Source organism: Desulfopila sp. IMCC35006, assembly GCF_005116645.1.
Taxonomy (GTDB): domain Bacteria; phylum Desulfobacterota; class Desulfobulbia; order Desulfobulbales; family Desulfocapsaceae; genus Desulforhopalus_A.
Map to the genome: position 1 here is coordinate 1 of NZ_SWCM01000020.1, position 12,931 is coordinate 12,931.

Consider the following 12,931-nt stretch of genomic DNA (forward strand, 5'->3'; position numbering starts at 1 on the left):
TGTTTTTCTTTACTCTTTTTTGTTTTTGTTTCCCGCTGCAATGCGGTGCTGACCGTTCAGGTCGATGCCGCATTCCGTGTTCCTCAAAGACCGCGGCAAACTACTTGATTGCCTGGGTGCCGTCAAGAAGAAAATGGTCATTCTTGACGACATTTGCAAGATTTTAAGAAGAATTAATTCTGATTTGCTTGTTAGCTCACTGATGTTCTGTTGTAAATACGTTCCATGTTGGCGAAGCAATAATACTGATTAATCTTCACTTGTCCATTTCGAAAGGGTGTCGATGATTTTTTTTGCCTGCTCAGTGCTGGAAATATTGAACTTTGATTTGGTAATGTATTCACCCTGTCTTTTCTGATAACGGCGGATGGTATACATGTCCTTGCCGAATTCACCTGTTTTCCGGTCCAGGTTCTGGAAACGATACAATATGGTGGTCCAGGCACCTTTGGAAAGGATCTCCTTGCCGGTTTCTTTGACGACCTGCACTCCGTCTTCTTCGTAATTAATTGTTAGATCTTCTACAGTTGCACTCATTTATTCTATCCAGTTGAGGGGAAAGTGTTGCTTATGGCCTGCCCAGCCGAGGTCGGTTTAAGTTGGCATCAGCTGGGCAGGGGGCGAATATTCACGTCAGTATGTAATGCAAGTCAACAGGTGTGTAAAGCGAAAGGTGCCGCCTTGTCGCTGTCTTGTCATGAAGATTTGTTCTGACGCAAAAATTGTAATCCTCTGGAAGAACCTTCAACCACAATATGGTCTTTGTCGGTAAATTCACCTTCCAGAAGCTTGAGAGCTAAGGTGTCTTCCAGGTACCTCTGGATTGCCCGTTTCAGCGGTCGTGCGCCAAATGCCGGGTCATAGCCATTTTCAACGAGAAACAACTTGGCGCTCTCTCGTACATGGAGCGAAATATCTTTGGTTTTAAGACGAGCAACCAATCTCTTGAGCTGGATGTCGACGATGGCCATCATATCTTCACGTTTTAAACGGTCAAAAATAACTGTTTCATCAATACGATTGAGAAACTCGGGTTTAAACTGTTGGTGCAGGAGTTCATCGATCTGGTTCTGAATAGTACTTTTGGCAATGCCGTCTTCCTCCATTTTCATAATCAAATTACTGCCGAGGTTCGATGTCATAATCAGCAGGGTATTTTTAAAATCAACCGTCCTCCCTTTTCCATCGGTCATTCTTCCATCGTCCAGAACCTGCAGCAATACGTTGAAGACATCCGAGTGTGCTTTCTCGATCTCATCGAGCAGGATGACCGAGTAGGGCCGTCTGCGTACCGATTCCGTCAGGTATCCGCCTTCTTCATAGCCGACATAGCCTGGAGGCGCACCGATCAGTCGGGCTACGGAATGCTTCTCCATGAATTCCGACATATCGATTCTAATCATCGCCTGCTCGTCATCGAACAGAAAATCTGCGAGAGATCTGGCCAGTTCCGTTTTGCCAACTCCGGTTGGACCAAGAAAGATAAACGACCCCAACGGTCGATCCGGGTCCTGCAGCCCGGCCCGCGCCCGTCGAACAGCATTGGCAACCGCATGGATGGCCTGCTCCTGGCCGATAACTCTTTTGCCCAGCATCTCTTCCGCATGAACCAGTTTGTCTTTCTCGCCTTCAAGTAATTTTGCGGTCGGTATTCCCGTCCATTTGGCCACAACCGACGCGATATCCTCTGCATCAACCTCTTCCTTCAGCATCATCTGATTCTTCTGAATCTCCTGGAGCTTGAGGTTCGCTGCCGTCAGGTCGCGTTCAAGCTGGACCTTCTGGCCGTATCTGATTTCTGCGACACGGCTCAAGTCGCCCACCCTTTCGGCTTTTTTCTCCTCGATATGCACCTGGTCGATGCTTTCCTTGATTTTGCGGATATTTTGAATGGTGTCACGTTCCAGCAACCACTGGGCTTTCATGGAGTGGAGGTTCTCGTCCAGGTCGGCAAGTTTGGTTTTGATCTCGTCGAGTCGGATTTTCGAGGCACTGTCTTTTTCTTTTTTCAGCGCCTCCTGCTCAATCACAAGTTTGATTTTGTTCCGTTCCAGTTCGTCGATTTCAGCAGGCATTGAATCTATTTCAATGCGCAGTTGCGATGCCGCTTCGTCAATGAGGTCGATGGCCTTGTCCGGCAGAAACCGATCGGTGATATAACGACTGGACAGGACAACCGCCGCAACCGTCGCAGAATCTTGAATTCGCACCCCATGGTGGATTTCGTATTTTTCTTTAATGCCTCGCAGAATGGCGATAGTGTCTTCTTCGGATGGTTCCTGGACCAGTACCGGTTGGAAGCGTCTTTCCAGAGCGCTGTCTTTCTCGATATATTTTCGATATTCATCAAGGGTTGTTGCCCCGACACAGTGCAATTCCCCCCGAGCGAGGGCTGGCTTGAGCATGTTTGATGCATCCATCGAACCTTCCGCCGCACCGGCGCCGACAAGGGTGTGAATTTCGTCTATAAACAGAACAATTTCACCCGCTTTTTCTTCTACTTCTTTGAGAACCGCCTTCAGCCGGTCCTCGAACTCACCCCGGTATTTGGCACCGGCGATAAGAGATGCCAGGTCGAGGGTTATGACCTGCTTGTTTTTCAGCGTTGCCGGAACATCACCATTGACAATGCGCTGGGCCAGTCCTTCGACAATGGCCGTTTTGCCGACACCGGGTTCACCGATCAGCAGCGGATTGTTTTTGGTTCGTCTGGAAAGCACCTGGATGATACGGCGGATTTCCTCGTCACGGCCGATTACCGGATCGATTTTACCAAGTTTGGCGAGCTGCGTTAGATTGCGGCCGTACTTTTCAAGAGCCTGATATTTTTCTTCCGGATACTGGTCGGTGACCCGGTGACTCCCCCGTATAACTGACAGCGCCTGGAGAAAACTCGACTCGATGATCCCCCTTTTCTTCAACGCTTTGCTGACATCGCTAGTGGAATTTTTAAGAATTGCCAGAAAAAGATGTTCCTGGCTGACGTACTCGTCCTGCATCTGCTTGGCGATACCAAATGCGCTGTCGAGGACCTGCTGGAGCTCTTTTGAGGCGTAGCTTTGGCCTGCTCCTTGTCCGGATACTTTTGGTAGTTTTTCCAGGACCTGGTTTATGTCCATGAGAACCATAGACGGATCGGCACCCGATTTCTGGAGGACCGGGACAACAATGCCTTCCGGCTGTGTTATGATCGCTTTTGCCAGATGGGCGGTATGGATCTCCTGATGGTTGCTGTCCTGGGCAAGCTGCTGGGCAGTTTTGATGGCTTCCTGAGATTTCAGGGTGAATTTATCGAATTGCATGTATCGCTCCTTTTGCTAATTACTCCATTATACTCGACTGATGCAGGAGATCTGCATAACATATCAATTGCGCACAGAATATAAGAATAGCAAATTACAGTGTCAAGTTTTTGACACTGCCGTGAGAGCAAAAAAAAAGCGAGCCCCGTAAGGGACTCGCCTGTTGTTTTTTGCTTCAGGTCGATTACAGAAGCAGGCGCATCAACCGCAGGATCCGGAGCCACAGGATCCAGAACTGCATCCACCACCCGAACTTATCGGATTTACGGAAGTAATTCCAAAACCAGAACGGGGCCCCGCGTCCACATAATCAACTGTTATTCCACCACAAGTTACCATGAGACTGTCTTCTACCAGAAACTTGAGGGTATCGTTCTCAAATACTTTGTCGCTATCTTTTGGCTCATCCAGAGCCAATCCCAAAGAGGGGCCTGCTCAGCCGCCCTGCATCAGCGCAACGCGCAATGCAGATTCGATATTGTTTGCCTGCATGTATTCTTTTAATTTTGTAACAGCCAGATCTGTTACATTTAGGTCAGACATGAAATTCCTCCGTGAAAAATGTTTCTTACATACCTTCTCTTATAAGCGTACTGCTTGTGAGAGAAGCCATACCGATATACAAACACCTTAAGGTGAGATGAAAAATAGTCAATCATCTATCCCGCGTAAAATAATGGTTGTGCCGCAGGGCGCAAGTTTTTTCGTAAATGTTGCTTGAAGGTCGATGTTATTTTTATAAAGGAGTTTCGGAAAATCGGGTCGAATGTGGCTGAAATAAGACGGTATTAGCATGATATTTCCGGAGAAATCATGTCCTGCTCTATATAATCATGGATTATAAATTGTTTTTTGGTTTATAGTTCTTCCGAAGCATAAATATCTGAGCAGTTATCGACAATCCACTCTTCTTGATTATCTTCCCAGAGGAATGCAGGTTGCGATCAAAAATTTTGCAAAGGAATTACTGTTATGAAGAAAATAGTCATTTCGACAGGAGGCGGTGATGCGCCCGGTCTGAATGCCGTTATATATGCCGTTGTTCACTCTTGTTATCGCAAGGGTTGGGAAGTGTATGGCAGCAGGAATGGCTACGGCGGATTTCTGGATATCGAAGATATGGTGCGTCTTTTTCCCAGAGATGTGGAGGGGATTTACTCAACCGGAGGCACTATTCTGGGGTCCACCAATAAAGGCAACCCGTTCTCAAAGCCGGTGAAAAATCTGGCTGGAGAAATACAAGTTATCGATATTTCCGATAAAATCCTTCGCAATTTTAACAGAATGGGCTTTGATTGCCATATTGCCATTGGTGGCGATGGGAGCCTGGCTATCGCCCATCGCTTTGCTGAAATGGGCATGCCGGTAATAGGGGTGCCTAAGACCATTGACAATGACCTGGAAAAAACCAACAGAACTTTTGGTTTTGATACGGCGGTATCTACGGCAACCGAGGCTTTGGATAAGCTGCATTCAACCGCAAAATCCCACAATAGAGTCATGGTTGTTGAGGTCATGGGACGGGATTCCGGCTGGATAGCCCTGTATTCAGGGATATCAGGGGGGGCCGATGTAATCTTGATACCGGAAATTCCTTTTGATATTGAAGAGGTATGTGAAAAAATATCCGATAATGAATTGCATGATAAGCTGTATTCCATTGTTGTTGCCGCTGAAGGAGCGATAACAATTGATGGTCAGAAGTTCAATAAGGGCAAAGGGGAACTGGGCAGAGAAGAGGTCATTTTAGGCGGGGTGGGGGAATGGGTCGCAGCGGAAATCAGAAAGCGAACCGAAAAAGATACCCGCTCTCTGGTTCTTGGCCACTTGCAGCGCGGCGGTTCGCCAACGACATTCGACAGATTGCTCGCCTTAAGGTTTGGTGCAGCGGCAGTTCGTTTCGTGGAGGGAAAAATATTTGATCACATGGTCGCCTTGAACGATTCACAGATGGTTGCGGTACCCATTGCTGAAGCGATTAAAATGCGAAAAAAAGTCGATCTCAGCAGCGACAAGGTTTTGACTGCACGTGATATCGGGATCTGTTTTGGTGATACTGATACCCGCGGACAGGTAGAATAACTCACAGGAACTCCCGCTTGAAGACGAAAAGCTGTACCAATAATTACACAAAAGCGTATCGGCTATTGTATGAATATTTCGGTCCGCAGGGGTGGTGGCCGGGAGATTCTCCCTTCGAAATAATGGTTGGTGCTATTTTGACCCAGAACACCAACTGGTCAAATGTGCGAAAAGCCATCGACAATCTTAAATTTGAAGGCTTGCTCAGCTACCAGTCTCTTTCTCTTCTGACAGCCGAGGAGATAGCGCAATATATTCGCCCGGCAGGGTACTATAACCTCAAGGCACAACGTCTGAAAAATCTCCTCAATATGGTCGCGGGCATTTATGCTGGCGATCTGGCCGCATTTCTCGATGATGAGCTGGGCAACGCCCGGGAAAATCTGCTCGCCGTAAAAGGGATAGGACCGGAGACGGCGGACTCCATTCTCCTGTATGCGTGCGGACATCCTGTTTTTGTCGTCGATATGTATACGCACAGAGTCTTCAGTCGCCATAACATGGTGGAAGAGGAGACGGATTACCTGTCCATCCAGGATGTCTTTCTCGATAACCTGCCTCAGGATAAACAGCTCTTTAATGAATTTCACGCGCTGATCGTCCGTGTTGCCGGCACCTTTTGTAAAAAGACCAAACCCCTGTGCGCGGAGTGCCCGCTTAACGGATTGAATCTATGATTTTAAATGTAATAGGGTTCCCGTCATTTCATTGGCTGTTTCGATCGTTTTCAGGTTGGCTTTATACATGGTGCTGTTCAGGCTCATGTCGACGATTTCTGTTGCCAGGTCAACATTGGAGAGTTCCACTTGTTCCATCTCTGTGCCTGTTTGCTGCAGGATGCTGGTTCCCGGAGTGGCACTCTTCTGAGTCACGGTCTTAACGCCTGACGGGACAACGGCCGCATTGGTGATCTGGGTTTTCTTGAAGCCGTCGGTATTGGCATTGGCTATATTATTGCCATTGGCCTGCAGTTTGGTGCCAAATGCCTGTAGCCCGGTAAGGGCAGTTTGCGACGCTGTTATCATCTGATCCTCCTGTCTGTTAAAAATCAGTTGTTGCTATAATGTGATCTATATATGCACTCGCTTCTTCTGGCGTGTACTCTGCTTTCAGAAGCGCTTTCCGGTAGCGCTCCAAAATCTCTCTTGACTTGAGATGATTGTTATTTCGGCAGTAGAATTTGTAGAGAAGTATGGTAAGTCCTTCCTCAAGATAGTTGAGCAAGAGAATACGTTCGAGGACGGCGATAGCTTCATCCAGCCTTCCTGCCTCGGCGAGATTTTGGGCCCAGGTCGAGCCTATCTCTGTCATGAGGTTGGCCAGAATATCATTGAAAGTAAGCACCTGTTCGCTACGGAAGGTATCCTCGGGCATGGCTCCCCGCCACAAAGGAATTGCCGTTTGAAAGGCGTTATGCGCCTGCCAGAAATAACCTTTTTGACAGTGCGATAAGCCGGCTCTGGCAATTTCCATAAATTGCAGTGCGTCGATGTCACAATGGTTCAGACAGAGGATTCCTTTCTGCAGATAGAAATAATCTTTTACCGGCCGTGGCAGGTGCGGGGCAATAAGTTTACGCAGTCTGGCCAGCAGGGTGTCAAAACTTTTTCTGGCGTTTTCGGGGGTGCTGTCGGGCCAGAGCTCCAGCTGAATTTTTTCCTGGGCGATTCGCTGACCTTTGGCGGTTATCAATAACCCCAGCAATTCGCGTTGAAAAGGGGTGAGATCTTTTGACTGGAACAGCACCTTGCCGGACATGCTCAGTTCAAAGCTGTCCATGAGCTTTATTTTTAACAGAGAAATTATGTCTCCGTTGTCGGAGAAATTGAGATGCAGACGGGTCTTCGCCAGACCCTGGACGAAGTTTATTTTAATCTTTCTTTTTACTGCCAGGGCGAGCAGGGTCGTCATCATTACCGGTTCCCAACTCCAGAAATGGTTGTAGCCGTTCTCCTGCAGAAGAGAAAGGCCGGCTTCCAGATCGTCAAGAGCCGCGTCGGGATTTTCTGCCTCGTACCTGCAATAGCTTAAATTGAAATGGGCGCACATCGTCAGGTACGTCGATGAAATTGTCCGGCTGATGGCTAATCCTTTATCAAGACTGCTGCGGGCATGGGCAAATTTTTTAAGGCGGATATACACTGCACCGGCAAGAATATGGTGAAACGCGGTATAGAAGACGCCTCCGGCTTTTTCCCTTAACTGTCCGGCCTGTACAATGTATTTTTCTGCCTCATTGCCGGCTCCGGTTAGAGCGAGACCGAAGGCTTTCCACTGGAGAAGCTGGCTGTGCATATGATTCGTTGACGCGGTAGCGCTCACGTCCAGACCTTTTTCCAGCAGATCGAGAGCCTTTTGGGCCTGGCCAAGAGAAAATAGATTGCTGCACCCCCAGACATAGAGATACGGAGCAGCGATGGTCTGGTCCACCACAATCTGATCGATGGATTTCTGCAGGGCGAGCTGCTGGGCCGCATAATTCTGATGATCGCCGGTCATGGAAAGATAGCAGAGATTCATGACCCGCAGGGATAAGCGGTTTGATTCGCCGACCAGGGGGTCATTGAAGAGCGAAAAACAGACTTCCGCCTCATGGAGATACTTCGCCCTGTTGCCGCTGAAGAGTTCAATGTATCCTTGGACAAACCGGGTTGAGGCGATAAAATTGTGGCTATGGTGTCTCCCTGCAAGGGTTGTCGCAATCTGGATGTAGTGGCGCGCTTTTTTCATGTCCCCCTTGAAAAAACAGTAGCCGGATGCCAGATTCCGAGCGGCTATAATGATTATCGGGATGGGCAGTGACGCTTTGTTTTTTTCGAGCAGGGCCTCGGTCCGCTGGAGCAGCTCAGCCCCGTTGTTGTATTCTCCCGATACGACAAAATGGAAATAAATGGTTTGCGATAAAGCAATTAATTCGCCGATCTCTTCCTTTGCTGCGATAAATTGTTCCCGGGCAGAATCCCAGAATGGTTGTGTCGTCTGGGGGACAAAATCTACCCGAAGCAGTCCGGCGTATAGCGTAAGCCATCTGTGTTTGAAAAGAATTGCTGATGGAATGCTTTGCAGCAGGCGAAGAATGGAAAATGTCTTGTTCCTGGCAATCAAGTCCATTCCCTTTTCCTGAAGAATGTCTTCCATTGCCGCAAAGTTGGCACCGTTTTTATAACAGGTAAGAGCCTTCTCGGTGAGGTTTCGTTTCTGATAGTAACGCGCTTCCAGGTTGTAAATGTTATTAATTGTTTTTTCGCTGAACAGCGCCTTGGCACGCTGCTGAAGAAACTCCTGAAAAAAATGATGAAAACGGAAAACCTGCTGCCGGTCGTCGAGGTTATAGATAAAAAAGTTTTCCCTGGTCATATCTGAGAGTATCTGGCCGACAGTATCAATGTCGGAAATCTCCCGTGCCAGGTCGGCAGGAATTTCCTGGAGAAATGAAAATTTCAGGAAAAAATCATGCAGTTTCTGGGGAATCTGAGCGAAGATTTCATCTTGAAAAAAATCAAGCATATGGCCGGGTTGTGGTTTGTTGCCGAGGGTATCGGTGGTCGAATCATACCAGAATTTGCTCCTGCCGGATATAGGGTGGCTGGCGAGGATAATTCCCATGATCCAGCCATTGGTGATTTTTTGTATTTTGACGGCATCCTGCCTGCTTATTTCCTTGTGCAGAACGCGCGTGTAGAGGGTTTCAATGTCCTCATTGCCAAGAGCCAGGTCCGCTGTGCTGAGATAGGCTATTTGTGAGCCGTTACGAATTGTTGTCCCTTTTATTTCAAGGGGTTGCCGGCTTATGAAGATGAAGTGCACTCTGGGGGGCGAGGTGTCAAGAAGGTGTTCGAGGAGTTTGTGGGTCAGTGCCCCGAATTCAATACGGTGCAGGTCGTCGAAAACCAGATAGATATCGTTTTTCAGGTACCTGTCGAGATTTTGCAGGAGGATGTTGGCGCAGCGGGTCAGGTCGAATGGTCCGACGCTTCCCTCGTTGAGAATAGTTGTCAGTTGAGGGGAGGTGAATCCCGGCAGGTTGGCCTGGAGATTCATAAGCAGGGAAGACAGCAGGAGTACGGGGTCGGAGTCCTCGGGACCGATCTGATACCAGATATAGGTATGGCCGTTGGTATTGAGGAACTGATAGGCCAGAGTTGTTTTGCCCTGGCCTGCCTGTGCTTCGATTATAATAAGCTTTTTCGTGTTCTTTTGGTCTGGAAATTTCGTCTGAATCAGGCCGGTTCGGTGCAGCGATTGAGACGGATCAATGTGCGGTGGATAAAATTTGTTGGAGGGCACCACATAGCTGGTTAAACTCTCATCCTGTTTCATAACTCACCATCTTCCCCGCTTTTTGGTATTTTCTGCTGCAACAGAAACTTTTTGCTGACACCTCTGATAATATTTGCGTCTTTTGAAGTAAGTTGCATTCTGCTGAAAAGGTTTCGAATATTACTCATCCAATAAGTATGGCTGACTTTTTCCATAAAATCAATTTTGAGCAACATTTTTTCCAGATATGCATACATGCTTTCGAGTTCAAAGGATGTCGCCAGCTGGGGAGAGTGGTGCATGTTCTTCGGGGCATGTATGATGCCGTAATGCAGTTCATAGCAGTGGATCGCCACCGCCTGCGCGAGGTTGAGTGAAGAAAAGTCGGCGGTGGGGATGGCGGAACTCATCTGGCAGTATTTGAGGTCGTCATTGGTCAGACCGGTGTCCTCGGGGCCGAAGATGACGGCTGCCTGATTGTTCTTCAGTTGTGGGAGGAGTGTATTGACCATGTCCCTGGGAGTCTGGGTGACGAACCTTTGGCGACCTCTTCTCGCCGTAGTTCCGACGACCACAGTGAAGTTTGCCAGGGCTTCCGATAAATCGGGGTATACCTCCATGCTATCGATCAGGTGCGCGGCTTTATGGGTAGCCATTTTGGCCATCGCTTCCCGGTCCGGCAGACTGTCCCTGACCACGATGAGCCGATTGATCCCCATGTTCCAGGCAATTCTGGCTGCTGCCCCTATATTTTCGGGAAACTTTGGACGGACCAGGACGATGGCAACATGGTCGAGCAGGGTTGTATTTTGAACCATTGCTATTTATTTATGGCATCGTAAAAGAGGTTCATATCTTCGCATATGAAGCTCTTTACTTAGCCATCCACGATGTTAAATTTTATGAGATTATCACTTATTGCATGAAGGTGGGGGCTAAGGCAAAAAGGATTTTTTTGCTGAGGATATCCACATCGACAACCGTTACCTGAACCAGGTCGCCGATCTGATAGGTTTTGGCGGAAATCTCGCCAAACAATCGGTAGTTTTTCTTGTCGTAAAGGAAATAGTCATCCCCGAGTAATTCTGCCGGTATCGAGCCGCTGATGCACATATCCTGGATTTCGACATACAGTGCATTTTCTGTCACCCCGGAGATAATAGCCTCAAAGGTTTCACCGATTCGGTGCTGCATATAGCCGATTTTCAGGCGGTCATTCATATCTCTTTCGGCCATTACTGCCGTTCGCTCGCGGGCAGAGAGAAACTCGGCAGCCTCTGTCAGTGATAGTTTTCTGGGCGGACTCTTCTGGAGGAGTTGGAGCAGTTGCCGGTGAACGATTAAATCCGGATAACGCCTGATTGGTGAGGTAAAGTGGGTATAGTCGGTTGCGGCAAGGCCAAAGTGGCCGACATTATTGGCTGAGTACTGGGCTTGCTGCATGCTCCGCAACAGCAGATTGTTAATAATGTATTCATATTTGGTTTCTTTGCATTTTTCCAGAACTCCGGCAAACCAGGCTGGCGTGTTGACAAAGGGTGCCACGGGAAGGCCGAGGGTTTTGATAAAATCGAAAAATTCTTCTGCCTTGATCAGTTCCGGTGGTTCATGTACCCGGTATATAGCTGGAATCTGCTGGCGGGTGAAGAATTCAGCGACCGCTTCGTTGGCTGCCAGCATGAATTCTTCGATAATCTGGTGGGCAAAGTTTCTTTCTGCTCTGCTGATCGATTCAATTTTCCCTGATTTTGCCAGGGTGAATTCCGCCTCGACCAGATTGAAGTCAATCGATCCGCGTTTTTTACGTCTATCCTGGAGGGCGGTTGCCAGTTCCTCTGCCCACTTGAGACCGGTGAGGAAAGCTTTGTGTTCTTTTCTGAGAACAGGGTCTTTGTCGATGAGGATTTTTTGGACAGTCGTATACGTGAAGCGTTGCCGGCTGCAAATTATCGATCGGCTGAAACGTTTAGCGAGAAGTGTACCCAAACGATCAAAGTCGAGTATGGCTGAGACGGTAAACCGGTCTTCTCCCGGCACCAGACTGCAGAGGTTATTGGATAATTTTTCCGGCAGCATGGGAATAACTCTGCCGGGAAAATATACGGAGGTGCCTCTGTTATATGCTTCCCGATCGATTGCCGAGCCGGGGGCAACGAAATGGCTTACATCGGCTATGGATACAAAAAGTCGAAAACCATTACGGGTTTTTATCACGCAGATCGCATCGTCGAAATCTTGGGCACTTTCTCCGTCAATTGTAATGTGATTGGTGGTCCGGAGGTCTTCTCTGTCCTGCTCGGGCATAAAGCTCTCGTCGAGTCCCGCTGTTTCCGCTATGATCTCGTCGCTGAATTGCCAGGGCAGGTTGAATTGTTCTATCACCAGCCGCATCTGGCTGTCTACATCATCTGCTGCGCCGAGTATCTCGATAATTTTACCCGGTAAAAAATTGGCCGCCCCGGTTGCTCTGTCAAACTGGGCGATGACGGCGTCACCATTCTTTGGCTGCAGGCCGTCCGCGTCCTTGATTCGAACGGTAAACGGGAATCGGCGATCATCGGGATAGACCAGGCGGTTGCGGCCTTCGGTGCGGAAAATCCCGCCAATTCTGTTGGTCCCTGGAACAAGTACTTTGACCACACTGCTTTCCGGTCGATCATCGGCACGGATACGGAAAACCCGTATCAATACGGTATCTCCGTGATGGGCTTCGCCCATCTGACCAGGCGATATAAAGGGATCTCTTTTCAGGGGGCGGTTGACGGGACTTTTGGTGACACTGACAAAACCGAACCCCTTTGGGTGCAGGGTCAATGTCCCTTCATAGAGGGAGGTGTTTTTGTGGAGTTTGTAGTGGTTTTTACTGTCTTTAACAATCAACCCGGCCTGAAGCAGCGTGTCAAGAGCAGCCCGGATGTCGTCTTCACTGTACCGTGCCTGGGAAAAATTACTGTACAATTGGGCAAATGACAGCGGAGCGTCGGCGGTGTAGAAAAAACCAAGGGCCATATTTTCGACCTGGCTGTATTTCTCGTCGTTTTTATTAGACTGGGACAACCGTTTTGACGAATGTGACTTAACGTGTCTGGAAGATTTTCTTTTTTTAGACATTTTTGGATTTTTGATTTCTCCCATAGGAGAATTTTGTTAAGCTGAAAGATAGTCCACTGTCTTATCACTGGTTAGATAAGGAAAAAGCAAATGGTCGGGAATGTTTTGGCCCATTAATCTAACACATATAAAGATTCTGTCTACCGACAGGCGTTGTTTTTAATATAGTCAGGAGA

The 12,931-nt window shown here is 48.2% G+C and carries 9 protein-coding genes; 2 read left to right on the top strand and 7 right to left on the bottom strand.

Features of this window, described 5'->3' with window-relative positions; all coding sequences use genetic code 11:
• Positions 1-249 precede the first annotated feature (249 nt).
• The 3 genes from FCL47_RS21840 to FCL47_RS25755 form a co-directional block, all read right to left on the bottom strand.
• Positions 250-537, bottom strand: a complete 288-nt coding sequence (locus FCL47_RS21840) for a hypothetical protein (protein ID WP_136815850.1) — start codon at positions 535-537, stop codon at positions 250-252.
• Positions 538-695: 158 nt separating this feature from the next.
• Positions 696-3,302 (bottom strand): ATP-dependent chaperone ClpB, encoded by a 2,607-nt coding sequence (gene clpB, locus FCL47_RS21845; protein WP_136815851.1) that lies wholly within the window; start codon positions 3,300-3,302, stop codon positions 696-698.
• A 201-nt stretch (positions 3,303-3,503) separates the two neighbouring features.
• Positions 3,504-3,845, bottom strand: coding sequence for an IscA/HesB family protein (locus tag FCL47_RS25755; RefSeq protein WP_370459589.1), 342 nt, complete (start codon positions 3,843-3,845; stop codon positions 3,504-3,506).
• A gap of 429 nt (positions 3,846-4,274) precedes the next feature.
• Here FCL47_RS25755 and FCL47_RS21860 point away from each other — a divergent pair, with 429 nt between their 5' ends.
• Both FCL47_RS21860 and FCL47_RS21865 read left to right on the top strand, forming a co-directional pair.
• A complete protein-coding gene (locus FCL47_RS21860; RefSeq protein WP_136815853.1) occupies positions 4,275-5,384 on the top strand; it encodes a 6-phosphofructokinase in 1,110 nt (369 codons plus the stop codon).
• Between the two features lie 17 nt (positions 5,385-5,401).
• The gene (locus FCL47_RS21865) at positions 5,402-6,061 is read left to right on the top strand and encodes an endonuclease III domain-containing protein (RefSeq protein ID WP_240744339.1); all 660 of its coding nucleotides are present in this window, start codon (positions 5,402-5,404) and stop codon (positions 6,059-6,061) included.
• Here FCL47_RS21865 and FCL47_RS21870 read toward each other — a convergent pair.
• The 4 genes from FCL47_RS21870 to rnr all read right to left on the bottom strand — a co-directional run bounded on the left by FCL47_RS21870 (position 6,056) and on the right by rnr (position 12,755).
• Positions 6,056-6,409 (bottom strand): flagellar basal body rod C-terminal domain-containing protein, encoded by a 354-nt coding sequence (locus FCL47_RS21870; RefSeq protein ID WP_136815854.1) that lies wholly within the window; start codon positions 6,407-6,409, stop codon positions 6,056-6,058. The two genes, FCL47_RS21865 and FCL47_RS21870, sit on opposite strands and share 6 nt — an antisense overlap.
• Positions 6,410-6,425: 16 nt before the next feature.
• Positions 6,426-9,704: a BTAD domain-containing putative transcriptional regulator gene (locus FCL47_RS21875; RefSeq protein WP_136815855.1), complete on the bottom strand. Its 3,279-nt coding sequence runs from the start codon at positions 9,702-9,704 to the stop codon at positions 6,426-6,428.
• Positions 9,701-10,462, bottom strand: coding sequence for an RNA methyltransferase (locus FCL47_RS21880; protein ID WP_136815856.1), 762 nt, complete (start codon positions 10,460-10,462; stop codon positions 9,701-9,703). Before FCL47_RS21880 ends, FCL47_RS21875 begins: the two co-directional genes overlap by 4 nt.
• Positions 10,463-10,559: 97 nt before the next feature.
• Positions 10,560-12,755 (bottom strand): ribonuclease R, encoded by a 2,196-nt coding sequence (rnr, locus tag FCL47_RS21885; RefSeq protein WP_167496605.1) that lies wholly within the window; start codon positions 12,753-12,755, stop codon positions 10,560-10,562.
• Between the last annotated feature and the right edge of the window lie 176 nt (positions 12,756-12,931).

Bases quoted from the DNA above. Each gene is read 5' to 3' on its own strand.
- FCL47_RS21840 (WP_136815850.1), bottom strand. From the start codon at position 537: ATGAGTGCAACTGTAGAAGATCTAACAATTAATTACGAAGAAGACGGA.
- clpB (WP_136815851.1), bottom strand. From the start codon at position 3,302: ATGCAATTCGATAAATTCACCCTGAAATCTCAGGAAGCCATCAAAACT.
- FCL47_RS21860 (WP_136815853.1), top strand. From the start codon at position 4,275: ATGAAGAAAATAGTCATTTCGACAGGAGGCGGTGATGCGCCCGGTCTG.
- FCL47_RS21870 (WP_136815854.1), bottom strand. From the start codon at position 6,409: ATGATAACAGCGTCGCAAACTGCCCTTACCGGGCTACAGGCATTTGGC.
- FCL47_RS21875 (WP_136815855.1), bottom strand. From the start codon at position 9,704: ATGAAACAGGATGAGAGTTTAACCAGCTATGTGGTGCCCTCCAACAAA.
- FCL47_RS21880 (WP_136815856.1), bottom strand. From the start codon at position 10,462: ATGGTTCAAAATACAACCCTGCTCGACCATGTTGCCATCGTCCTGGTC.
- rnr (WP_167496605.1), bottom strand. From the start codon at position 12,755: ATGTCTAAAAAAAGAAAATCTTCCAGACACGTTAAGTCACATTCGTCA.